At 63.2% G+C, this 22,540-nt stretch carries 19 protein-coding genes and 3 tRNA genes; 12 read left to right on the forward strand and 10 right to left on the reverse strand.

What is annotated here, in order from left to right; translation table 11 throughout:
* Positions 1-63: 63 nt before the first annotated feature.
* Positions 64-1,395, reverse strand: a complete 1,332-nt coding sequence (gene rimO, locus DFS21_RS02645) for a 30S ribosomal protein S12 methylthiotransferase RimO (protein WP_111531769.1) — start codon at positions 1,393-1,395, stop codon at positions 64-66.
* 235 nt (positions 1,396-1,630) lie between these two features.
* On the opposite strand from rimO, the gene DFS21_RS02650 reads away from it, so the two are divergent.
* Complete coding sequence (locus DFS21_RS02650; protein ID WP_102681669.1) at positions 1,631-3,541, forward strand: potassium transporter Kup; 1,911 nt, start codon at positions 1,631-1,633, stop codon at positions 3,539-3,541.
* Between the two features lie 96 nt (positions 3,542-3,637).
* Here the strand turns inward: DFS21_RS02650 and DFS21_RS02655 are convergent, their stop codons facing one another.
* The 5 genes from DFS21_RS02655 to DFS21_RS02675 all read right to left on the reverse strand — a co-directional run bounded on the left by DFS21_RS02655 (position 3,638) and on the right by DFS21_RS02675 (position 8,311).
* Positions 3,638-4,930, reverse strand: a complete 1,293-nt coding sequence (locus tag DFS21_RS02655) for a virulence factor family protein (RefSeq protein WP_110697842.1) — start codon at positions 4,928-4,930, stop codon at positions 3,638-3,640.
* Positions 4,930-7,572: a bifunctional lysylphosphatidylglycerol flippase/synthetase MprF gene (gene mprF / locus DFS21_RS02660; RefSeq protein ID WP_110697844.1), complete on the reverse strand. Its 2,643-nt coding sequence runs from the start codon at positions 7,570-7,572 to the stop codon at positions 4,930-4,932. The genes DFS21_RS02655 and mprF overlap by 1 nt, the downstream gene beginning before the upstream one ends.
* A 248-nt stretch (positions 7,573-7,820) precedes the next feature.
* A tRNA-Met gene (locus DFS21_RS02665) sits at positions 7,821-7,897 on the reverse strand.
* 124 nt (positions 7,898-8,021) lie between these two features.
* A tRNA-Met gene (locus DFS21_RS02670) sits at positions 8,022-8,098 on the reverse strand.
* 136 nt (positions 8,099-8,234) lie between these two features.
* Positions 8,235-8,311 (reverse strand) — tRNA-Met (locus tag DFS21_RS02675).
* Positions 8,312-8,515: 204 nt separating this feature from the next.
* On the opposite strand from DFS21_RS02675, the gene dinB reads away from it, so the two are divergent.
* Positions 8,516-9,580: a DNA polymerase IV gene (gene dinB, locus DFS21_RS02680; RefSeq protein ID WP_110697846.1), complete on the forward strand. Its 1,065-nt coding sequence runs from the start codon at positions 8,516-8,518 to the stop codon at positions 9,578-9,580.
* A gap of 36 nt (positions 9,581-9,616) precedes the next feature.
* Here dinB and DFS21_RS02685 read toward each other — a convergent pair whose 3' ends face one another.
* From DFS21_RS02685 to DFS21_RS02695, 3 genes are all read right to left on the reverse strand, one after another.
* On the reverse strand, positions 9,617-10,570 hold the full coding sequence (locus DFS21_RS02685) for a hypothetical protein (protein ID WP_110697848.1): 954 nt from the start codon (positions 10,568-10,570) through the stop codon (positions 9,617-9,619).
* 21 nt (positions 10,571-10,591) lie between these two features.
* Positions 10,592-12,307, reverse strand: coding sequence for a proline--tRNA ligase (locus DFS21_RS02690; protein ID WP_046856771.1), 1,716 nt, complete (start codon positions 12,305-12,307; stop codon positions 10,592-10,594).
* 156 nt (positions 12,308-12,463) lie between these two features.
* On the reverse strand, positions 12,464-13,768 hold the full coding sequence (locus tag DFS21_RS02695) for an OprD family porin (protein ID WP_110697852.1): 1,305 nt from the start codon (positions 13,766-13,768) through the stop codon (positions 12,464-12,466).
* Positions 13,769-14,529: 761 nt separating this feature from the next.
* Here DFS21_RS02695 and DFS21_RS02700 point away from each other — a divergent pair.
* Positions 14,530-14,949: an HIT domain-containing protein gene (locus DFS21_RS02700; RefSeq protein WP_110697854.1), complete on the forward strand. Its 420-nt coding sequence runs from the start codon at positions 14,530-14,532 to the stop codon at positions 14,947-14,949.
* Between the two features lie 2 nt (positions 14,950-14,951).
* Entirely contained in the window at positions 14,952-15,164 is a 213-nt protein-coding gene (locus DFS21_RS02705; RefSeq protein WP_250888398.1) for a SlyX family protein, read from the forward strand.
* A gap of 19 nt (positions 15,165-15,183) precedes the next feature.
* Here the strand turns inward: DFS21_RS02705 and DFS21_RS27090 are convergent, their stop codons facing one another.
* Positions 15,184-15,777 carry a cold shock domain-containing protein gene (locus DFS21_RS27090; protein WP_110697856.1) on the reverse strand — a complete coding sequence of 198 codons (594 nt, stop codon included), beginning with the start codon at positions 15,775-15,777 and terminating at the stop codon, positions 15,184-15,186.
* 280 nt (positions 15,778-16,057) lie between these two features.
* Here DFS21_RS27090 and DFS21_RS02715 point away from each other — a divergent pair, with 280 nt between their 5' ends.
* From DFS21_RS02715 to ruvB, 8 genes are all read left to right on the forward strand, one after another.
* Entirely contained in the window at positions 16,058-16,531 is a 474-nt protein-coding gene (locus tag DFS21_RS02715) for a Dps family protein (RefSeq protein WP_028690591.1), read from the forward strand.
* Between the two features lie 195 nt (positions 16,532-16,726).
* Entirely contained in the window at positions 16,727-17,053 is a 327-nt protein-coding gene (locus DFS21_RS02720) for a ribbon-helix-helix domain-containing protein (RefSeq protein ID WP_110698200.1), read from the forward strand.
* Between the two features lie 88 nt (positions 17,054-17,141).
* On the forward strand, positions 17,142-17,363 hold the full coding sequence (locus DFS21_RS02725) for an FmdB family zinc ribbon protein (RefSeq protein ID WP_046856766.1): 222 nt from the start codon (positions 17,142-17,144) through the stop codon (positions 17,361-17,363).
* Between the two features lie 94 nt (positions 17,364-17,457).
* The gene (gene aspS, locus DFS21_RS02730; RefSeq protein WP_046856765.1) at positions 17,458-19,233 is read left to right on the forward strand and encodes an aspartate--tRNA ligase; all 1,776 of its coding nucleotides are present in this window, start codon (positions 17,458-17,460) and stop codon (positions 19,231-19,233) included.
* A 93-nt stretch (positions 19,234-19,326) separates the two neighbouring features.
* The gene (locus DFS21_RS02735) at positions 19,327-20,079 is read left to right on the forward strand and encodes a YebC/PmpR family DNA-binding transcriptional regulator (RefSeq protein WP_023628700.1); all 753 of its coding nucleotides are present in this window, start codon (positions 19,327-19,329) and stop codon (positions 20,077-20,079) included.
* A gap of 133 nt (positions 20,080-20,212) precedes the next feature.
* Positions 20,213-20,737: a crossover junction endodeoxyribonuclease RuvC gene (gene ruvC / locus DFS21_RS02740; protein ID WP_111531770.1), complete on the forward strand. Its 525-nt coding sequence runs from the start codon at positions 20,213-20,215 to the stop codon at positions 20,735-20,737.
* A gap of 108 nt (positions 20,738-20,845) precedes the next feature.
* Positions 20,846-21,463, forward strand: coding sequence for a Holliday junction branch migration protein RuvA (gene ruvA / locus DFS21_RS02745; RefSeq protein ID WP_111531771.1), 618 nt, complete (start codon positions 20,846-20,848; stop codon positions 21,461-21,463).
* Positions 21,460-22,506, forward strand: coding sequence for a Holliday junction branch migration DNA helicase RuvB (gene ruvB, locus DFS21_RS02750; protein WP_110697863.1), 1,047 nt, complete (start codon positions 21,460-21,462; stop codon positions 22,504-22,506). Before ruvA ends, ruvB begins: the two co-directional genes overlap by 4 nt.
* Positions 22,507-22,540 lie beyond the last annotated feature (34 nt).

A 22,540-nucleotide genomic window follows, 5' to 3' on the forward strand; every position in this document is an offset into this window, starting at 1 on the left:
AGGAAAACATAGATGCAAAAAAATACCCCGCCAGCGGGCGGGGTATTTTCAGGCGGGTTTCGCTCAGATGGGCTCGGCCCACATGTCGTACTCGTCGGCGTCGACGATGCGGCAGCGGACCTTGTCGCCCGGCTTGAAGCCGTGGTCGCCGTCGATGAACACGCTGCCGTCGATCTCCGGCGCGTCGAAGAAGCTGCGGCCCACCGAGCCCTGTTCCTCGACTTCGTCGATCAATACCTCGATTTCCTTGCCGATGCGCTGTTGCAGGCGCGCGGCGCTGATCGCCTGCTGGTGGGCCATGAAGCGGTCCCAGCGGTCCTGCTTGACGTCGTCCGGCACCTCATCCAGGCCCAGGTCGTTGGCCGGGGCGCCTTCGACCGGCGAGTACTGGAAGCAGCCGACGCGGTCGAGCTGGGCTTCGGTCAGCCAGTCGAGCAGGTACTGGAAGTCTTCTTCGCTTTCGCCGGGGAAGCCGACGATGAAAGTCGAGCGGATCACCAGTTCCGGGCACTGTTCGCGCCAGTTCTTGATGCGCGCCAGGGTGCGGTCTTCGAAGGCCGGGCGCTTCATCGACTTGAGCACCTTGGGGCTGGCGTGCTGGAACGGGATGTCCAGGTACGGCAGGATCTTGCCGGCGGCCATCAGCGGAATCACGTCGTCGACGTTCGGGTACGGGTAGACATAGTGCAGACGCACCCAGGTGCCCAGGCTGCTCAGCGCCTCGCACAGCTCGAGCATGCGGGTCTTTACCGGGCGGCCGTTCCAGAAATCGGTCTTGTACTTGACGTCCACGCCGTAGGCGCTGGTGTCCTGGGAGATCACCAGGATCTCCTTGACGCCGGCCTTGACCAGGCGCTCGGCCTCGCTCAGGACTTCGCCGACCGGGCGGCTGACCAGCTTGCCGCGCATCGACGGGATGATGCAGAAGCTGCAGCTGTGGTTGCAGCCTTCGGAAATCTTCAGGTAGGCGTAGTGGCGCGGGGTCAGCTTGACGCCCTGGGGCGGCACCAGGTCGATCAGCGGGTTGTGGTCCTGGCGCGGTGGCACCACTTCGTGCACGGCATTGACCACCTGCTCGTACTGCTGCGGGCCGGTGACCGACAACACGCTCGGGTGCACGTCACGGATGCTGCCTTCTTCGACACCCATGCAGCCGGTGACGATGACCTTGCCGTTCTCCTTGATGGCTTCGCCGATCACTTCCAGCGACTCGGCCTTGGCGCTGTCGATGAAGCCGCAGGTGTTGACCACCACCACGTCGGCATCCTCGTAGGTAGGCACGACTTCATAGCCTTCCATGCGCAGCTGGGTCAGGATGCGCTCGGAATCGACCAGGGCCTTGGGGCAACCCAGGGAGACGAAGCCGACCTTTGGGGTGGCGGGAGTGGTGGACATGGCTAACCTCGGTATTGAATACAGGTCGCCCGGCCGGTAACGGGGGCGATCCTGGCGGGCGCTTTCGGCGCCTCTGATCAAAAAGTGCGCAATTCTAGCGAGCACAAGGTCGCTTTACCAGCAGAAATACGACGAACGCTGCGCTATGCTTCGCGCCGTTGCGCCGGGGTATCCGGGAGGGCCCGGCGCGGGTAGGCATTCAACCGGTCTAATAGGCCGTCTGCGGGAGTGGTCGATGGTTCAGGCAAGCAGTCATGCCGAAGGCGGGCACGCGGGGAAGCAGGGGGCAGCACGGCCGCTGGGCCTGCTCGTGGCGGCCGTTGGGGTGGTCTATGGCGATATTGGCACCAGCCCGCTGTATACCCTCAAAGAGGTCTTTACCGGTGGTTATGGCGTACAGGTCAACCATGATGGAGTGCTGGGCATCCTGTCGTTGATCCTCTGGTCGCTGCTGTGGGTGGTTTCGTTCAAGTACGTGATGTTTATCCTGCGCGCCGACAACCAGGGCGAGGGCGGCACCATGGCCCTGACCGCGCTGGCGCGGCGCGCCACGGCGCAGTATCCGCGGTTGCGCATGCTGATGGTCGGTTGCGGCCTGATTGGCGCCTCGCTGTTCTACGGCGACAGCATGATCACCCCAGCGGTGTCGGTGCTGTCGGCGGTGGAGGGCATGGGCCTGGCGTTCGAGGGTATCGACCACTGGGTGGTGCCGATTGCACTGGTGGTGCTGGTGGCGCTGTTCCTGGTGCAGAAGCATGGCACCGAGAAGATCGGCAAGGCGTTTGGCCCGATCATGGTTGCCTGGTTCCTTGCGCTGGCGGCGCTCGGTGTCCATGGCATCTTGCAGAGCCCAGAGGTGCTGAAGGCGTTCAACCCGGGCTGGGCCTTGAACTTCTTCATCGTCCACCCTGGCATGGGCGTGGCCATTCTTGGTGCCGTGGTGCTGGCGCTGACCGGTGCCGAGGCCCTGTACGCCGATATGGGCCATTTCGGCCGCAAACCCATTGCCCGTGCCTGGTTCGCCCTGGTGCTGCCGGCGCTTGTGCTCAACTACTTCGGCCAGGGCGCCATGCTGCTGCAGAATCCCGAGGCGGCGCGCAACCCGTTCTACCTCTTGGCGCCGTCCTGGGCTTTGCTACCGCTGGTGGGGCTGGCCACGATGGCCACGGTGATCGCCTCCCAGGCGGTGATCTCGGGGGCCTTCTCGCTGACTCGCCAGGCCATCCAGCTGGGCTATGTGCCGCGCATGCAGATCCAGCACACCTCCAGCGACGAGCAGGGGCAGATCTATATCGGCGCGGTGAACTGGGCGTTGATGGTCGGCGTGGTGCTGCTGGTGATCGGCTTCGAATCCTCCGGCGCCCTGGCGGCGGCCTACGGCGTGGCAGTGACCGGCACCATGCTGATGACCACCATCCTGGTCTCGGCGGTCATGCTGCTGTTGTGGAAGTGGCCGCCGGTATTGGCTGTACCGCTGCTGCTGGGCTTCCTGTTCGTAGACGGGCTGTTCTTCGCCGCCAACGTGCCGAAGATCGTGCAGGGCGGTGCTTTCCCGGTGCTGGCGGGTATCGTGCTGTTCGTGTTGATGAGTACCTGGAAGCGTGGCAAGCAGATCCTGGTCGATCGCATCGATGAAGGCGCGTTGCCGCTGCCGCTGTTCATCAGCAGCATCCGCGTGCAGCCGCCGCATCGGGTCGAGGGCACCGCGGTGTTCCTGACCGCGCGCTCCGATGCCGTACCGCACGCGCTGCTGCACAACATGCTGCATAACCAGGTGCTGCACAGCCAGGTGGTGTTGCTGACGGTGGTCAGCGAGGACCGGCCGCGGGTGCCGGAGCATGAGCGTTTCGAGGTGGAAGCCTATGGTGACGGGTTCTTCCGGGTGCTGCTGCACTTCGGCTTCATGGACGAGCCGGACGTACCGGCGGCGCTGAAGTTGTGCCACTTGGACGAACTGGACTTCAGCCCGATGCGCACCACCTACTTCCTGAGTCGGGAGACGGTGATCGCCTCCCGCCTGGAGGGGATGTCGCGCTGGCGCGGGAACCTGTTCGCGTTCCTGCTGAAGAATGCCAACGGCAACCTGCGGTTCTTCAACCTGCCGCTCAATCGGGTAATCGAGTTGGGGACGCAGGTCGAGATCTGAGGGCACAAACATCGCGGGGCAAGCCCGCAAGGCTTGTGTGATCCTTATGGGAGCGGGCTTGCCCCGCGATGGGCCGCAAAGCGGCCCCTTTCCCTATCATTTCTCAGCGACGTTGGCCTTTCCCTGGCGGGTCTCGATCTCACCGATCAGGCGCTTGGCCAGCGCCGGGTAGTTTTCGTCGAAGTGGTGGCCGCCGGGCAGCTTCATGCGCTCACCCACGGCGGTCTTGTCGGTGCAGCCGCTTTCGTCGGTCTCTTCCACGCCATAGATGCACACCACCTTCGCCGCCGGCAACCTGGCCATCTCCGGCCCGGTCGGGGCTTCCTGGCCTTCCTTGCCGAGCCAGCCCTCCACCTCGATCTCGAAACTGCCGCTGCGGGCGAACGCCAGCAGGATCACCGCATCGATGCGCTTCTGGTCGTCTGGCGACAGGCGGTTATAGATAGCCGGCAGCACGTCGGCGCCGAACGAGTAACCGGTCAGCACGAAGCGCTTGGTGCCCCATTTCTGGCGGTAGTGCTGCATCAGCTCGGAGAGGTCGGCGGCGCTCTGCTCCGGGGTCTTGTGCTGCCAGTAGTAGCGCAGGGTGTCGATGCCGACCACCGGGTAGCCAAGCTTGGCCATCTCGCCGGCCACATCGCGGTCCAGGTCGCGCCAGCCGCCGTCGCCGGAAAGGAACAGGGTGACGGTGTCGGTGGTCTGCCCGGCCGGGACTTCCACCACCGGGATGGCCAGGGCGTTGCCATCGTGGCCGACCAGGGCCTGGGTCAATTGCGCCTTGAGTACCTGGGGCAGGTGAATGTCGTAGTCGGCGATGCTGGTTTCGGCGTTGGCCTGGTCGCGCACGAAGGCGGCACTGGCGTCATCCGGGTTGTCGTTCCAGGCCACGTTCCAGTGACCGTGGGCGGCGGACTTGGGCAGGGCGGCCTGGCAGCCGGGCTGCTCGACGGTGAAATCCACCGAGATGGCTCGCGCCTTGTCGTCGCTTTGTGCGGCCAGCCAGCGCCAGGCCTGGGCAGCGCCCGGGCCGATACCGGCAACCAGGGTCGGTTTGTCGGCCAGTCGAGTCAGGGCCTGGTCCATCACGACCTGCTGCTTGGCGCAGTCAGCCGGTGGCAGGATCACCTGCACCAGTTGCGCCTCGCCGGCCTGGCTCAGGTCGAGCAGTTGCTTGTCGGTCAGGGCTTGGTCCTGTGGCACGCCGATGGCCACTCGGGCCTTGGCATGCACGCCGGGCGTGGCGCGGGTCAGGGCGCTGCCGTCGTCCAGCGTGAGGTGCTCCAGGCGTGCCTCGGGGGCCGGGCGGGTCCACAGCCAGAAGGCCGCACCGCCGGCCAGCACGGTGAGCAACAGGGGAATCAGTACGTACAGCCAATAGCGTCGGATCATCAACGTTTCACCAATCCAGTCAGGCCGCCAGCGATCAGGGCGGCGGTGTCAGCCAGTGCAACCAGCGGGTCGAGCCCGGCCGGCACGGCCATGTAGCGGGGTTCCCAGTCCGGCTGGAACTTGTCCTTGAAGCGCCGCAGGCCCTGGAAGTTGTAGAGCTGTTCACCGCGCTGGAACACCATCGAGCCCAGGCGCTGGGTCAAGGGGGCGCCACGCCGCGGCTGCAAGCCGGAAAGGGGGACCATGCCCAGGCTGAAGCGGCCGTAGTCGTGGCTTTTGTAGTGCAGGATCAGACCGACCATCATGAACTCCATGGTCAGCTTCGGTGCTTCTGGATGCGCGCGCATCAGGTCAAGGCTGGCCAGCTCGTTGCTGTGGGTCTCCAGCAGGTTGGCGAAGGCCACCGGGCGGCCCTGGAAGCGGATCAGCGCGATGCGGAAATGCTGCAGGTACTCGGGGCTGAAGCGGCCGAGGGAGAAGCCTTTTTCGCGCACGTTCTTGCCGCTGAGCCAGGCGTCGGAGATCTCCTTGAGTGCCTCCAGCGGGGCGTGGCCAGGCTCATGGATTTCCAGGGCCAGGCCGTCGCGGCCGCCGCGGTTCCAGGTGTAGCGCAGGTCCTTCATCTCCTTGCCCTTGGCGTCGATATCGAAGCGGCGCAGGTCGACCCGCGCTTCCTCGCCGAGCTTGATCGCGGTCAGGCCGATGTCCATGTAGAACGGCAGGTTCTCCGCCCGCACCTGGTAGAACACCGGGCGCGCATGGTGCAAGTCGCACAGGTCGCGGAACTGCCAGATCATTTCGGCGCGTTCCTGCGCCGGGCCAATCGGGTCGTACAGGGCTACCAGGCTGCGGCCGCGACGGGCATACATCAGGAAGGCGTTGTCGTTGGGGTGGAACAGCAGCGCCTTGTCACCGGTCAGGGCCAGGCCGCCATCGGGCTGGTCGGAGGCGAGCAGGATGCGGTTGGCGCGCTGCAGTTCGTCTTCGCTGGGCAGATGGATCACTGGCCGGGCGGTGCGCAGAAGCCAGGTCAGGGCGACGATCACCAGCAGCACGGCGCTGCCCAGCGCGGCGCGCAAGCCCCGAGGCGCATCGGCATCAAGGGTGAACTGCCACCACAACTTATGGGTGTAAGGCACGTCCTGGTAGGCGAACAGCAGCAGCCATACCGAGGCGCCGACCACGCAGGCGCTGGCCACCAGGTACACCGGCGAGAACGGCAGCTCCAGCAGGCGGCTGGGGCGGTAGAACGAGCGGCGGAACAGGGCGAGCAGGGCAGCGGTAAAGCACATCAGGCTGGCTTCTTCCCAGTCGAAGCCCTTGAGCAACGACAGTACCGCGCCCACCAGCAGCAGCACGGTGGTCAGCAGCCAGGCGGCCGACAGGCGCCGGCGCAGGCCCTGGGCGAGCAGCAGGCAGAGCACGCCGATCAGGCTGGCGCCGAAGTGCGAGGCATCGATCAGGCGGTGTGGGATCAGGAAGCCCATGTGTTCCAGGCGGCTGTCGATCTCCGGGGTGGCGCCGGAGAACAGCAGCACCACGCCGGAAAGGAACACCAGGATCGCCAGCACCGGCGCGGCCAGGCCCGAGGCTGCGCGGATCGCCTGCTGGGTGACCATCAGCCGGCGGGCTTCGTTGGCCAGCAGCAGTACGCAGGCCACCAGCAACGGCAGCACCACGTAGATCAGCCGGTACAGCAGCAGGGCGGCCGCCAGTGGTGCCGCGCCCAGCTGGTTGGCGAACGCGGCCAGCAGGATCGCCTCGAATACCCCGACGCCACCCGGCACATGGCTGAGCACCCCGGCGGCGAGGGCGAGCAGGTAGACCAGCACGAACGCGCCAAAGGGCGGGGCTTCGGGCAGCAGCAAATAAAGCACGGTGGCCGCAGCGGCGACATCCAGGGCGGTGATCAGCAGTTGCAACGCAGTCAGGCGTGCGCCTGGCAGGCGCAGGGTGCGGCGCCCGAACTGCACCAGCAGGTTGTCGGCCAACGGCTGATCAGGCAGGCGACGGCGGTACAGGCCCACGACCAGGGCTACCGCCGCGCCCAGCACGGCGACGGCGATGCCGCCCAGCAGCGGTGCAGGCAAACGCAGCGCCGTTGCCGCTGCCGGCAGGTCGCTCAGGGTGGCCAGTGCGGCCAACGGCGGCAGCGCGCAGCCCAGCGAGAGGCTGGCGAACACTGTCATGCGCGCGACTTCCGCGGCGCCCAGGCCTTGGCGGGCATAGAGGCGATAACGCACCGAGCCGCCCGACAGCATCGACAGGCCTATTGCATTGCCAATGGCGAAGGCACTGAAGCCCCCGAGCACCAGGGTGCGGGGTGGCAGTTGCACGGCGGCGTAGCGGCTGGCCGACCATTCGTAACCCAGCAGGATCACGAAGCCGGCCAACGTGGCCAGCAGCGCGCCGAGCAGCGACTGGGTCGGCACGCTGAGCATCGCATCATGCAGGGCGTAGATATCCAGTTCGCTCAACAGATGGCGGCAGGCAATCAGGCCCATGGCGAACAGCAGCAATGTCAACGCCAATCCCAGCGGCTGACGGTACTTGCTCAGGCGTTCCAGCCAGGGCAGGCGCTGCGCCGCCGCCGGCAAGGCCGTGGTCAACGGTGCCTGGGGCTCGGGAGTGGGGGCGGTCATGGAGTGCCTCGTGCGCAGCGCGCGAGGTAAAGGCAAGGTGCGGCCAAGTGAAAGTCCCTTTGGAAAAACGTATCCGAATATTACTCCGCGCCGGCGGCTTAATCTGTTTCAGGATAGTTAAAGATAGTTCATTCAGCCGTCTGCAAGGGCTGGAACCAGGGCTTGGCGAGGAGGAGTCGAAAGGGTAGGGGCTGAATGCAACAAACCCCGCACTGTCTTGCGACAGGCGGGGTTTGTTCTGACGAATATGGTTGCGGGAGCCGGATTTGAACCGACGACCTTCGGGTTATGAGCCCGACGAGCTACCAGGCTGCTCCATCCCGCGTCAGAGGGGCGCATTCTACGCATTTGCCATGGCTTGTCAAGGCTTGATATGACATTGGTTGCGATTGGAAAAACAGCGGCCAATAAAAAAGGCCACTGCGTGAACAGTGGCCTTTTCTTGAATCTGGTTGCGGGAGCCGGATTTGAACCGACGACCTTCGGGTTATGAGCCCGACGAGCTACCAGGCTGCTCCATCCCGCGCCTGTGGAATCGAATTCTACGGATTTCCCAACCGCTGTCAAGCGTTACTGCTTGATTTTTCGTAGGTTTTTCTTTCGTTGGAAATATAGAGGCAATAAAAAAGACCACTGCGTAAACAGTGGCCTTTTCTTGAATCTGGTTGCGGGAGCCGGATTTGAACCGACGACCTTCGGGTTATGAGCCCGACGAGCTACCAGGCTGCTCCATCCCGCGCCTGTGAGATCGAATTCTACGGATTTTCCTTTGGCTGTCAAGCATTTCCTCAAGAAAATCCTTTTTCGTTCAAACCCTTAGCGTGCCAGATCGCGCCGCAGCTCAGTGGCGACGGGGCTTGCAGGCCGATTGTCCGGTCCAGGCTGTCTCGTCCGTTGGCCATACGGTAATATCTGTATGAATTTACAGTAGTGGCTGTCATCCATGTCCTTACGCAAGATCATCCACATTGATTGTGACTGCTTCTACGCCGCCATCGAGATGCGCGATGACCCACGCCTGGTCGGTCGCCCCATGGCCGTGGGTGGGCAGCCAGGTCAGCGTGGCGTGATCGCTACCTGTAACTACGAGGCGCGTGCCTACGGCGTGCGGTCGGCTATGGCATCGGGGCATGCGATGAAGCTGTGCCCCGACCTGGAAATCGTCAAGCCGCGTTTCGAGGCTTACCGTGAGGCGTCCCGGGAGATTCACGCGATCTTTCGCGACTACACCGAGCTGATCGAACCGCTGTCGCTGGACGAGGCTTACCTGGATGTCAGTGACAGCCAATGGTTTGCCGGCAGCGCCACGCGGATTGCCGAGGACATTCGCCGACGGGTCGCCCAGCAACTGCATATCACGGTGTCCGCAGGTGTGGCGCCGAACAAGTTCCTGGCCAAGATCGCCAGCGATTGGCGCAAGCCCAATGGTTTGTTCGTCATTACCCCGGATCAGGTGGAGGAATTCGTTGCGCAGCTACCGGTGGCGCGCTTGCATGGGGTTGGCAAGGTGACTGCGGATAAGCTCTCGCGGTTGGGAATCGACACATGCCTGTCGCTGCGTGATTGGCCGCGGTTGGCATTGGTGCGCGAGTTCGGCAGCTTCGGCGAGCGCTTGTGGGGGCTGGCGCGGGGGATCGACGAGCGTGCGGTGCATAACGACAGTCGGCGGCAGTCGGTCAGCGTCGAGAACACCTACGATCATGATTTGCCCGACCTGAGCAGTTGCCTGGAGAAGCTGCCTAACCTGCTCGCCAGTCTGAATGAGCGGATTGCGCGCATGGATAGCAGCTATCGGCCCGACAAGCCTTTCGTCAAGGTCAAGTTCCATGACTTCAGCCAGACCACGCTGGAGCAGGCGGGGGCGGGGCGAGACCTGGAGAGTTACCGGCAGTTGCTCAGCCAGGCGTTTGCCCGGGGTGGCAAGCCGGTGCGGTTGCTGGGGGTGGGGGTGAGGTTGCGGGATCTGCGCGGGGCGCATGAGCAGTTGGAGTTGTTTCGGGACATATAAAGAAGAAGGGGCCACAGATGGCCCCTCCTTTTGGTTTTACTGCTCGCCCGGATCGGCAACTAGTCGCCCGGTGGCCTTGGTCAGTGCCTGCAGAAATTCCTGCTGCAGCTCCGGATCGTTGCGCGTGAGTTCGATCAGGCTCTGTTCCAGTTCGCTGGCTTCTTCTTCCAGGCCCAGTTCCGACAGGCGCTTGACCCGGTGTACCCACTGGCCGACATCGTCGTCCTCGAGGTCATCGAAAATCAGCTCGTGGGCCTCGAGCAACTTGCCGCGCAAATTGCCGCTGACCAGCAGGCTGGCATCGCCTCGTACCTGGTTTTCCTCATCCACCACCTGCAGGTGCAGGGTGCCGATATGGTTGAGGTTCTGCTCGGAGAACGGGCTGTCGAGCAGGTTCAGGCGCAGTACGCCATGCTTGTCGGTGGTCAGCTCGTGGGTCATCTTGCCAGCCTTGACCTCGACCAGACGCTCGTTCCACGGCAGGCTGATGAACTCTTCGCGCTTGCCCTTCTCGACCTCGTCGATGCCCGCCAGGTTCTGCTGGGCACGGCCGTTGGACGGTACGTTCATGAACGGGTTGACGCCCGCCACGCCATAGCTCAGCCAGTCGTGGGTGATGCTGTCCGGCAGGTTGCCCAAGGCGAACACATTGGCCACATTGGCGCCGATGCCTGCCACCACGGCCACCGCGCCCAGCGGGATCTCGTAGACCTCCCGCCAGGGTTGGTAGGGGGTGTAGCGGTCGTAGCGGCGGGTCACTTCGAACTCGGTGACCTCGAAACGCTTGAGCTCATGAATGCGCACGCGTCGCTGCGGAAGCTCCATCACCTTCGGCTCGCCGACATCGATCTGCAGACTGTGCTCGAGCAGTTTGCGCTCGACGCGCTCCTCATGGTCGCTGCGCTGGGACATCTGGTTGGCGCAGCCGCCGAGGAACAGGGCGCCGCACAGTGCGGCGCCCCCCAGGGTGTAGGTACTTCGCTTGGACATGATCACTCGCGTAACGGGTTATCAGCGGCGGATGCGGGCCTGCAGGAAGGTCAGCACTTCATTGAGCGGCAGTGCCTGGGCCTCCGACTCGGTGCGGTGCTTGTATTCCAGGTTGCCATCGGCCAGGCCGCGGTCGCTGACGACGATGCGGTGGGGGATGCCGATCAGTTCCATGTCGGCGAACTTGATGCCGGGGCTGGTCTTCTTGTCGCGGTCGTCCAGCAGGACTTCGAAACCGGCGGCGGTCAGTTCGGCGTACAGCTTGTCGGTGGCTTCACGGACCACATCGGTTTCGTAGCGCAGCGGCACCAGGGCGATCTGGAACGGGGCCAGGGCGTCGTTCCAGATGATGCCCTTGTCGTCGTGGTTCTGCTCGATGGCGGCGGCGACCACGCGGGACACGCCGATACCGTAGCAGCCCATCGACAGGACTACAGGCTTGCCGTTCTCACCCAGCACCTGGCACTTGAGCGCTTCGCTGTACTTGGTGCCGAGCTGGAAGATGTGGCCGACTTCGATGCCGCGCTTGATGACCAGGGTACCCTGGCCGTCCGGGCTCGGGTCGCCCTCGACCACGTTGCGCAGGTCGGCGACCTGTGGAACCGGCAGGTCGCGTTCCCAGTTCACGCCGAAGTAGTGCTTGTCGTCGATGTTGGCACCGATGCCGAAGTCGCTCATCAGGGCGACCGAGCGGTCGATGATGCACTCCAGCGGCAGGTTCAGCGGGCCGAGGGAACCTGCGCCGGCACCGATGGCGGCACGCAGTTCGGCGTCGGTGGCCATCACCAGCGGGTCGGCGACTTGCTCCAGCTTGGTGGCCTTGATTTCGTTGAGCTCGTGGTCGCCGCGCACGATCAGCGCGACCAGCTTGCCTTCCTCGGCACCATGCACGATCAGGGTCTTGACGGTCTTCTCGATCGCCAGGCCGAAGTTTTCCACCAGTTGCGCGATGGTCTTGGCGTCCGGGGTATCGACCAGGCGCAGCTCTTCTGTCGGCGCCGGACGCACGGTTTCGCGCGGAATGGCTTCGGCCTTCTCGATGTTGGCGGCGTAATCGGAGCTGTCGCTGAAGATCACGTCGTCTTCGCCGGAGGAGGCGAGCACGTGGAATTCGTGGGAGTAGCTGCCACCGATCGAGCCGGTGTCGGCCTGCACTGGACGGAAGTCCAGGCCCAGGCGGGTGAAGATGTTGGAGTACGCCAGGTGCATGCGGTCGTAGGTTTCCTGCAGGGAAGCCTGGTCGGCATGGAAGGAGTAGGCGTCCTTCATGATGAACTCGCGGCCGCGCATCAGGCCGAAGCGCGGACGGATCTCGTCGCGGAACTTGGTCTGGATCTGGAACATGTTCAGCGGCAGCTGCTTGTAGCTGGACAGCTCGTTGCGCGCCAGGTCGGTGATGACCTCTTCGTGGGTCGGGCCGACGCAGAATTCGCGCTGGTGGCGGTCTTTCAGGCGCAGCAGCTCGGGGCCGTACTGCTCCCAGCGGCCGGATTCCTGCCACAATTCAGCCGGCTGGATGCTCGGCATCAGCACCTCGAGGGCGCCGGCGGCGGTCATTTCCTCGCGTACCACGGCTTCGACCTTGCGCATTACCCGCAGGCCCATCGGCAGCCAGGTGTACAGGCCGGAGGCCAGCTTGCGGATCATGCCGGCGCGCAGCATGAGCTGGTGGCTGATGACCACTGCATCGGCCGGGGTTTCTTTCTGGGTGGCGAGCAAATATTGACTGGTGCGCATGGTGAGCCGTGTCGATTGCCTGAATGTGAAATGACCCCGCATTGTACGGGGGCGAAACGAAAGCGTACAGAATGCAGCACTGGCGCGGTTCTGTCAGCCAAGAAAAAGCCCGGCGATCGCCGGGCTTCTTCATCTTTGGGCATCGCAAACCTGGGTTTACAGGATGCTCAGCGGGTACTCGACGATCAGGCGCAGTTCGTCCAGCGAGTTGGAGTAGACCGCGTCGGAGGAACGATAGGTGGCCTGGCGGACACGGAAGCTCAGATCCTTGGCCGGGCCTTCCTGCAGGACGTACTTGATGTCCACGTCGCGTTCCCATTCCTTGCCGTCGTTGGTGTCGGCAGTGTGGGCGCCGGTGCCGCGGACGTAGCGGGTCATGAAGGTCAGGCCTGGTACGCCGAATTCTGCGAAGTTCAGGTCGTAGCGAACCTGCCAGGATTTTTCGCCTTCGGCGTTGAAGTCCGAACGGGCTACCGAGTTGGCCAGGAAGATACTGCCGCCACCGTCGATGCCATAGGCATATTCGCCATCACCGGTGACTTTCTGGTAAGCCAGGGTAAAGGTGTGGGCGCCGATATTGTACGCACCGGAGAAGCTGTAGGCGCGGTTGTCGAGTTTGTCGCCGTCGGCGGTGGCGCGGTATAGGTTGTCGCCTTCGCCTTTGGTGTCATAGATGTTGAAGTCGAACACCAGGCCTTGCTTGTCCGAGATCGGCAAGGCCCAGTTGACATTGGCGTAGTACTTGCGCCAGTAGTCTTCGACCTTGGAGTAATAGAGGCTGGTCGACAGGCTGTCGGTAAAGGAGTAGGAGCCACCGAAGACGTCTGCTTCCTTCAAGCCGCGGCGACCCAGACCGTCACTGATACTGTCGCGGTCGGTTTCCGCTTGGGCTCTCATGCTCTTGAAACGGCCGGCATGCAGGGTCAGGCCTTTGATTTCATTGCTGGTGAGCAATGCGCCTTGCGCGGTTTCGGGCAGCAGGCGGCTGTCATCGGTGGCGAACACTGGCAGGGCGGTAAATTGGTCGCCGACCTTCAGGACGGTGTCGGAAATACGGAATTTAACGGCGGCGCCACCCTTGGAATAGTCATCCTGGGAGCGCTGGTCGGACCCGGTAGGGAACAGGCCGGTGCCCGAGTAGCCGCGGCCACTGTCAAGCTTGATGCCCAGCAGGCCGATGGCGTCGACGCCTACACCCACGGTGCCTTGGGTGAAGCCCGACTCGAAGGTGCCGATGAAGCCTTGACCCCATTCGCGCTGGTCGTGGCGCAGGCCGGCGAGTTTGTTGCCGGCCGACTCGGTGTTGCGATAGTCACGGCTGAAGTACAGGTTACGCATCTTGACGTTCAGCTTGCTGTCTTCGACGAAACCTTTCGACTCATCCTGCGAAGAGGCGACAGCCATCTGCGAAGTCCCTGCCGCTACGGCCAGGGCGATCATGCTCCACTTCATCACGCGCATCGTGATTTGCTCCTTTGGTTTTTAGGAAGAGTACCGCCGCACCCAAGTGTTTTAGTTATAGGGCCGGCTCTTTCTTGTTATGTCGGCGAAAATGTATATCACGCGGACTATTCTTGGCGATATGGGCAGAAACAACCTTTCGGTAACTTTATGGCCATGTCGCTGTCAGTTGTCTCCATGTCGCAAATCACGCCTGTCATATAAAGGCGTACAACGCCAGCGCTGTCTCGAAACCGTCATTTTTGTATAAATACAAAGTACGGCTTGTGAAACTCCCTGGTTATCCGATGCCGCTGTTGTTATTTGTCGCATTCACCCTGCAGTGCAGGGAGCGTGCCGACTTGGCGAGTAACGAATGCAACAAGCATGCTCAAAATCACGAACCTTTGATGAAATTTTCACAAAAGCCCTGCCTGTAGCCGGAAAACCTCCGAAAACACGGGGTGCGACCGGCTTGGCGGCTGTTCACGGTGATCTCTGGCGTATGCGCGTGAAGCTGCCTTCCAAGTCAAGGTGTTACCGGCGATTGTTTATCCTGGCTGTTTTATGTGACGGATGTGTGGTGGAGGTCTGACGAGCGGCATCATTTTGGTGCGAAAAGTAGCGCTGTGTTACCGAAGCGGGGCGCCGATGTTGTCATTCGCGTGCTACAAATGGCTCGAATCGACGTCGGCGGGTGTGGCGAATGCCGAAGCAGAGTATCCTTGCGCCCCTGTGCCCGGCCGGTTGGAAGGGCTGTATCGCTAGTAAGGAGGTTTGCCGTGTTCACCCTCGATTCGCGTCTGCAGGAGGATTCCCTGGTATTGGGCGACCTGCCGCTGTGCCGCCTGCTGCTGAGCAAGGATGCCAACTACCCGTGGTTCATCCTGGTGCCGCGCCGCGCCGATATCACTGAAGTGTTCGAGCTCGAGGAAGCGGACCAGCAGCAGTTGTGGGTCGAGACGAGCGCCCTGGCCGAGGCGTTGAAGGATGCCTTTGCCGCCGACAAGATGAACGTCGCGGCCTTGGGCAATGTGGTCAGCCAGCTGCACATGCATGTGATCGTGCGCCACCGTGGTGATGCCGCCTGGCCCGCCCCGGTCTGGGGCAAGGTGGCGGCCATCGGCTACACCCAGGAGCAGCTCGACGGTATTCGCCAGCAAGTACGTGCGCTGCTGGGTGAGAGCTTCAAGGAGGCTTGAGGATGTCGCAGGAACTGGAAATGCGCATGATCGAGCTGGAGACCCGCCAGGCGTTTCAGGATGACAGCTTGCAAGCGCTAAATGATGTGATTGTCGAGCAGAGTCGAGTGATCGAACGCCTGCAATTGCAGATGGCGGAGCTGATCAAACGCTACGAAGAGGTGGCCGGCCAGCAGGGCGGCGGGGAAGAGGAAGCGCCGCCGCCTCACTATTGAGCACGGCGGCGGTACAGGTTCAGCGGCGCGCGACGGCGACCACGTCTTCGGCCTGCAGGCCTTTGTCGCGGTGCATCACCGAGAACTCCACGCGCTGGCCTTCGACCAGCACCCGGTGGCCTTCGCCGCGGATGGCGCGAAAGTGCACGAAGATATCGTCACCGGAGTCGCGGGAGATGAATCCGAAGCCCTTGGAGGTGTTGAACCACTTCACGGTACCGGTATCGCGCTGGCCGGCCTCCGTGGGATTGCCCTGGCTGGTGCGGGCCTTTCGCGTGCCGCGAACGAAACCGGCCACCAGGTGCAGCACGCTGGCGAGGAAGGCGCAGGCCAGTGCTGGCAGGTTGCCAAGCTCCGGGCGGGCCAGCAGGGTGAGAGTCTGCAGGACCACGGCCACGACCAGCAGGATACTGGTGGCGTGTTGCAGTTGTTGGCGCATGCCTTTGTAGTACTGCGGCAGTACGGGGGCAATCACCAGGTTGAGCAGGCCGAGCAGCGCCAGGTAGACAGCCTCGGGTTGCTGCAGGAAGGGTGTTGCGTCAGTTTTCAAGGTGGGTATGAGCGATAGCAGCAAAGCCGCCACGCCCGTCACCAGATGGACGATCTTGAACATTGGGTTTGGCTCACGTTGATAAGGCCGATCACAGGATGAGCTGGTCGCACGGTGCGCGTGAACTGTAGGCGCGAAAACGTGACGGGCCAGCCTATGCACCCGGCACTGACAATCCGCACGGGTGGCACACTGCCTATTTAACAGCAAAGACGGGGGCTTCTCAAACCGATTGGCGCCGACGGCTGTCCATGCAGCCTTGTGCCGCATGCGCCGGCGGGCAACTCTTGTTAGAGTGGTTGCTGCCCGCTTGATGATCAAGCCTTATGGAAAGGGGAGCTTCATGGCAATCGATATCGGTATCAGTGAAGAAGATCGCAAGTCCATCGTCGATGGGTTGTCCCGCCTGTTGTCGGATACCTATGTGCTGTATCTGAAAACCCATAACTTCCATTGGAACGTCACCGGTCCGTCGTTCCGCACCCTGCACCTTATGTTCGAGGAGCAATACAACGAACTGGCCCTGGCGGTCGACTCGATTGCCGAGCGCATCCGTGCCCTGGGCTTCCCGGCGCCGGGTTCCTATGCCTTTTATGCCCGCCACTCTTCGATCAAGGAAGAGGAGGGCGTGCCGCCTGCCGAAGAGATGATTCGCCAGCTGGTTCAGGGGCAGGAAGCCGTTGTGCGCACCGCTCGCAGCATCTTCCCGGTGGTGGACAAGGTCAGCGACGAGCCGACTGCCGACTTGCTGACCCAACGCATGCAGGTGCACGAAAAAACAGCATGGATGCTGCGCGTCTTGCTCGACGGGAACTGATTGCCGCTTGACCGTCGTTTGATCCAGCCAAGCCAGGCCCGATGCCTTCCCCGGTGTCGGGCCTGCACGTTTGTGGGGAAGGCTTTGCCGCTGCTATCGGCATGACCGGGTGGCGCTTCATGAAACACATGGATCCGTTCGCAGGGCGGGCGGGGTGTGGTTTCGAGATGATGGAGCGGTGCGGTGGACAGTCTGATGCGGGGTATCGACGGCAATACGAGGCACAGGCAGGGCGCGGGCAGCCCGCGGATCGATCCGTTCAGGCGGGACTTCGACATGGCGCAGGCGGGGCCTGTATCACGCTCGGTACGGCTCAACGGTTTCGCCACCTGCCTGCGTCTGGAGGTAGTCTATTGGCGCATCCTGGAGCGTATCGCCCAGGCCAACCGCTGCTCGGTGAGCGCGGTGCTGTCCTATGTGGACCGCGAGGTGCACCTGCGCCATGGCGGGGTGAGGAATTTCAGCGGGCTGGTCCGGGTGATCTGCGTCACCTGGTTGCAGGAAGCGCGGGACGTACACTGATCGCCGGGCTGCACAGCACTCCTTAACCATATATAATCCCGCTTTTTGCTGCCTTGGGCAGCGTGCGATGTGGTTGACGAGAGACGCCATGCCCCTTTACGACTATCAATGTGCATCCTGCGAACACCGCATGGAGGTGTTGCAGAAGATCAGTGCCGCGCCGCTGACCGATTGCCCGGCATGCCAGGCGCCGGCATTGAAGAAGCAGCTGTCGGTCCCCGGCTTCCGCCTGAGCGGCAACGGCTGGTACGAGACCGACTTCAAGACCGGGGCGAAAAAGAATCTGGCAGGCGGCGACAAGGCCGACTGAGTTGAATTGCACCGACCAGGTCTTGCAGTATTAGCCCCTTGGGCGGCCAAGACCTCCACCGAACATACGAATCACGAGAAGCGAAACCACGACCATGATGCGCAGCCATTATTGCGGCCAACTGAACGAGTCCCTGGACGGCCAGGAAGTCACCCTTTGCGGCTGGGTCCATCGTCGCCGCGACCACGGCGGGGTGATTTTCCTCGACATCCGTGACCGCGAAGGCATGGCCCAGGTGGTGTTCGATCCTGATCGCGCCGAAACCTTCGCCGCCGCCGACCGTGTGCGCAGCGAATACGTCGTGCAGATCACCGGCAAGGTACGCAAGCGCCCGGATGGCGCAGTGAACGCCAACATGGCCTCCGGCGCCATCGAGATCCTCGGTTACCAGCTGACCGTGCTCAACGAGGCCGAAACGCCGCCGTTCCCGCTGAACGAATACTCCGACGTGGGCGAAGAAACTCGCCTGCGCTACCGCTTCATCGACCTGCGTCGCCCGGAGATGGCCGACAAGCTGCGCCTGCGTTCGCGCATCACCAGCAGCATCCGTCGCTTCCTCGACGAGAACGGTTTCCTCGACGTCGAGACGCCGATTCTCACCCGTGCCACGCCGGAAGGCGCCCGTGACTACCTGGTACCGAGCCGTACCCACGCTGGCAGCTTCTTTGCCTTGCCGCAGTCGCCACAGCTGTTCAAGCAGTTGCTGATGGTCGCTGGCTTCGACCGCTACTACCAGATCGCCAAGTGCTTCCGCGACGAAGACCTGCGTGCCGACCGCCAGCCGGAATTCACCCAGATCGACATCGAGACCAGCTTCCTCGACGAGTCCGAGATCATGGGCCTCACCGAGAGCATGATCCGCAAGCTGTTCAAGGAAGTCCTGGACCTGGAGTTCGGTGACTTCCCGCACATGACCTACGAAGAGGCCATGCGCCGCTATGGCTCCGACAAGCCGGACCTGCGTATCCCGCTGGAGCTGATCGACGTTGCCGACCAGCTCAAGGATGTCGACTTCAAGGTCTTCGCCGGCCCCGCCAACGATCCGAAGTGCCGCGTCACCGCGCTGCGCCTGCCGGGCGGCGCCAGCATGCCGCGCAGCAAGATCGACGAGTACACCAAGTTCGTCGGCATCTACGGTGCCAAGGGCCTGGCCTACATCAAGGTCAACGAGCGCGCCAAGGGTGTCGAGGGTCTGCAGTCGCCGATCGTCAAGAACATCCCCGAGGCCAACCTCAACACCATCCTCGACCGCGTTGGCGCGGTCGATGGCGACATCGTGTTCTTCGGCGCCGACAAGGCCAAGATCGTCAGCGAAGCCCTGGGCGCGCTGCGTATCCGCCTGGGTCATGACTTCGAGCTGCTGACCTGCCAGTGGGCACCGATGTGGGTCGTCGACTTCCCGATGTTCGAAGAGAACGAAGACGGCAGCTTCACCGCGCTGCACCACCCGTTCACCGCGCCGAAGTGCACCCCCGAGGAGCTGGAGGCCAATCCGGCCACCGCGCTGTCGCGTGCCTACGACATGGTGCTCAACGGTACCGAGCTGGGTGGCGGTTCGATCCGTATCCACCGCAAGGAAATGCAACAGGCGGTATTCCGCCTGCTGGGTATCGAGGCGGCGGAACAGGAAGAGAAGTTCGGCTTCCTGCTCGACGCCCTGAAGTTCGGCGCACCGCCTCACGGTGGCCTGGCCTTCGGCCTGGACCGCCTGGTCATGCTGATGACCGGCGCGCAGTCGATCCGTGAAGTGATCGCCTTCCCGAAAACCCAGAGCGCCGCGTGCGTCATGACCCAGGCCCCGGGCATGGTCGACGCCAAGGCCCTGCGCGAGCTGCACATCCGTCTGCGCGAGCAGACCAAGGTCGAGTAACCTCGACTACGGGCGCACGTGTTGCGCCCACGTATTCATGCGTTCCGCCCTTCGGGGCGGAACCTGTTTCTGTTTCAAGGATTTGGAGTCGTTATGGCCGGTCATTCCAAGTGGGCGAACATCAAGCACCGCAAAGAACGCCAGGATGCCAAGAGAGGCAAGATCTTCACCAAGTGGATTCGCGAACTGACCGTCGCTGCCAAGCAAGGTGGTGGTGATCCGGCGTCCAACCCGCGTCTGCGCCTGGCGCTGGACAAGGCCCTGGGTGCCAACATGAGCCGCGACATCATCGACCGCGCCGTGGCCCGTGGTGCCGGCACCAACGAAAGCGACAACGTCGAAGAGCTCAGCTACGAGGGTTACGGCCCGGGCGGCGTGGCGATCATGGTCGAAGCCATGACCGACAACCGTAACCGTACCGCTGCGGCCGTGCGGCATGCCTTCACCAAGTGCGGCGGCAACCTCGGTACCGACGGTTCGGTGGCCTATCTGTTCGAGCGCAAGGGGCAGATCAGCTTCGCCGCTGAGCTGAATGTGGACGAGGATGCACTGATGGAAGCCGCGATGGAGGCCGATGCCGACGACGTGGTGGTCAACGACGACGGCTCCTTTGACGTGTTCACCTCGTTCAACAGCTTCTATGCTGTGCGCAACGCCCTGGAAGAGGCCGGTTTCAAGGCGTCGGACGCCGAGATCGTGATGCAGCCGACCACCAGCGCCGAGCTGGACCAGGACGGTGCGGAGAAGGTGCTCAAGCTGATCGACATGCTTGAGGACCTGGATGACGTGCAGAACGTCTACTCCAACGCACAGATCTCCGATGAGATCATGGAAACGCTGGGCTGATCGTTTCGGCTATCGGCTGTAGCGCGGGGCAAGCCCGCTTCCACAAGGCCTGCGCCAGATTGCGGCGTAGCCTTTGTGGGAGCGGGCTTGTCCCGCGATAAGGCCGGCAAATTCGCACACCTTTGTAGGCGCTATGACTCTCATTCTTGGTATCGACCCCGGCTCGCGCATCACCGGTTTTGGCGTGGTCCGCCAGACTGCCCGTGGCTGCGAGTATGTGGCGTCGGGCTGTATACGCACTGGCGGCGGTGAGCTGCACGAGCGTCTGCAGATCGTCTTTCGCGGTGTCAGCGAAATCATCCGCCAATATGAGCCGGTGACCATGGGCATCGAGCGGGTGTTCATGGCGCGCAACGCCGATTCGGCGCTCAAGCTTGGCCAGGCCCGGGGGGCAGCCATCGTCGCCGCCGCCGAGGCGGGCCTTGAGATCGCCGAATACACCGCCAGCCAGGTCAAGCAGGCCGTGGCCGGCACCGGCGGCGCCAACAAGGAGCAGGTGATGATGATGGTCATGCACTTGCTCAAGCTGACCCAGAAACCGCAGATCGATGCCTCCGACGCCCTGGCCATCGCCCTGTGCCATGCCCATACCCGCTCCAGCCTCATCCCCCACGGGTTGGCGACGGCTCGGCGTCGTGGCGGACGCTTGCGTCTGTAACCGCTTCATGCGGTGATACACATTTTGTCCGGGTGAAGCACTTTCCCGGCGCATTTGCTGATAGGGTGGACCGGTTTTCGACCGGCACCCCAGAGGAAGGATCGGAACGTGATTGGACGTTTGCGTGGCACCCTGGCGGAAAAACAGCCGCCGCACCTGATTGTCGACATCAACGGCCTGGGCTACGAGCTCGAAGTGCCGATGACCACGCTGTACCGCCTGCCCAAGCTGGGCGAGACCGTCACCCTGCACACCCATCTGGTGGTGCGTGAAGACGCCCATCTGCTGTACGGCTTCTTCGAAAAGCGCGAACGCGAGCTGTTCCGCGAGCTGATCCGCCTCAACGGCGTTGGCCCGAAACTGGCGCTTGCGCTGATGTCGGGGCTCGAGGCCGATGAACTGGTGCGCTGCGTCCAGGCCCAGGATGCCTCGGCGTTGGTGCGCGTGCCCGGTGTTGGCAAGAAGACCGCCGAGCGCCTGCTGGTCGAGCTCAAGGATCGCTTCAAGGCCTGGGAAACCTCGCCGGCCATGTTCACCCTGGTGTCCGACGGCCCGATGCCGGTGGCCAGTGCCTCCAATGCCGAGGTCGACGCGGTCAGCGCCCTGGTGTCGCTGGGCTACAAGCCGCAGGAGGCCAGCAAGGCGATTGCCGCCATCGAGGGCAAGGCCAACCTCAGCAGTGAGGAGCTGATCCGTCGCAGCCTCAAAGGGATGATTACCAAGTGATCGAGACCGACCGCCTGATCGCCGCCTCCGGACGCGACCGCGAAGAGGTCCAGGACCGTGCGATCCGCCCGCTGAGCCTGGACGAATACATCGGCCAGCCGGTGGTGCGCGAGCAGATGTCGCTGTTCATCCAGGCCGCGCGTGGGCGCAGTGAGTCGCTTGATCACACCCTGATCTTCGGTCCGCCGGGCCTGGGCAAGACCACGTTGGCCAACATCATCGCCCACGAGATGGGTGTGTCGGTGAAGAGCACCTCTGGCCCGATTCTCGAGCGCCCTGGCGACCTGGCGGCGATGCTGACCAATCTCGAGCCGCACGACGTGCTGTTCATCGACGAGATCCACCGCTTGTCGCCGGTGGTCGAGGAAGTGCTCTATCCGGCGATGGAAGATTTCCAGCTGGACATCATGATCGGCGAGGGCCCGGCCGCGCGCTCGATCAAGCTCGACCTGCCGCCGTTCACCCTGGTCGGCGCCACCACGCGCGCCGGCATGCTGACCAACCCGCTGCGTGATCGCTTCGGTATCGTCCAGCGCCTGGAGTTCTACAGCGACAGGGACCTGGCGACCATTGTCAGCCGTTCGGCCGGCATCCTCGGCTTGCCCATGGACGACAAGGGCGCGTTCGAGATCGCTCGCCGGGCCCGCGGCACGCCGCGGATCGCCAATCGCCTGCTGCGGCGGGTGCGCGACTTTGCCGAAGTGCGCGGCAAGGGCGAGATCACCAAGGCGGTCGCGGAGATGGCGCTGAACCTGCTGGATGTCGACGAGCGTGGCTTCGATCACTCCGACCGGCGTTTGCTGCTGACCATGATCGAGAAGTTCGACGGTGGTCCGGTGGGGCTCGACAATATTGCCGCGGCGATCGGCGAGGAGCGCCACACCATCGAGGACGTGCTCGAGCCCTATCTCATCCAGCAGGGCTATATCATGCGTACCCCGCGGGGCCGTGTGGTCACCCGGCACGCCTACCTGCATTTCGGCCTGAACATTCCCGGGCGTTTCTGCGAGGGTGGGGAATATGCAGCGCAAGACGACGAATGACAGATCGAATCGGCATTTTCGTGGTCCTACCGCT

This window comes from Pseudomonas sp. 2848 (genome assembly GCF_003253945.1).
Lineage (GTDB): Bacteria > Pseudomonadota > Gammaproteobacteria > Pseudomonadales > Pseudomonadaceae > Aquipseudomonas.

Excerpts from the sequence above, each read along its gene's own strand:
- DFS21_RS02690 (WP_046856771.1), bottom strand. The coding sequence starts at position 12,307 with ATGCGCACCAGTCAATATTTGCTCGCCACCCAGAAAGAAACCCCGGCC.
- DFS21_RS27090 (WP_110697856.1), bottom strand. The coding sequence starts at position 15,777 with ATGTTCAAGATCGTCCATCTGGTGACGGGCGTGGCGGCTTTGCTGCTA.
- aspS (WP_046856765.1), top strand. The coding sequence starts at position 17,458 with ATGATGCGCAGCCATTATTGCGGCCAACTGAACGAGTCCCTGGACGGC.
- dinB (WP_110697846.1), top strand. The coding sequence starts at position 8,516 with ATGTCCTTACGCAAGATCATCCACATTGATTGTGACTGCTTCTACGCC.
- DFS21_RS02685 (WP_110697848.1), bottom strand. The coding sequence starts at position 10,570 with ATGTCCAAGCGAAGTACCTACACCCTGGGGGGCGCCGCACTGTGCGGC.
- mprF (WP_110697844.1), bottom strand. The coding sequence starts at position 7,572 with ATGACCGCCCCCACTCCCGAGCCCCAGGCACCGTTGACCACGGCCTTG.
- DFS21_RS02705 (WP_250888398.1), top strand. The coding sequence starts at position 14,952 with ATGTCGCAGGAACTGGAAATGCGCATGATCGAGCTGGAGACCCGCCAG.
- DFS21_RS02655 (WP_110697842.1), bottom strand. The coding sequence starts at position 4,930 with ATGATCCGACGCTATTGGCTGTACGTACTGATTCCCCTGTTGCTCACC.
- DFS21_RS02735 (WP_023628700.1), top strand. The coding sequence starts at position 19,327 with ATGGCCGGTCATTCCAAGTGGGCGAACATCAAGCACCGCAAAGAACGC.
- DFS21_RS02715 (WP_028690591.1), top strand. The coding sequence starts at position 16,058 with ATGGCAATCGATATCGGTATCAGTGAAGAAGATCGCAAGTCCATCGTC.
- DFS21_RS02725 (WP_046856766.1), top strand. The coding sequence starts at position 17,142 with ATGCCCCTTTACGACTATCAATGTGCATCCTGCGAACACCGCATGGAG.
- DFS21_RS02695 (WP_110697852.1), bottom strand. The coding sequence starts at position 13,768 with ATGCGCGTGATGAAGTGGAGCATGATCGCCCTGGCCGTAGCGGCAGGG.
- ruvC (WP_111531770.1), top strand. The coding sequence starts at position 20,213 with ATGACTCTCATTCTTGGTATCGACCCCGGCTCGCGCATCACCGGTTTT.
- rimO (WP_111531769.1), bottom strand. The coding sequence starts at position 1,395 with ATGTCCACCACTCCCGCCACCCCAAAGGTCGGCTTCGTCTCCCTGGGT.
- DFS21_RS02650 (WP_102681669.1), top strand. The coding sequence starts at position 1,631 with ATGGTTCAGGCAAGCAGTCATGCCGAAGGCGGGCACGCGGGGAAGCAG.
- DFS21_RS02720 (WP_110698200.1), top strand. The coding sequence starts at position 16,727 with ATGCGGGGTATCGACGGCAATACGAGGCACAGGCAGGGCGCGGGCAGC.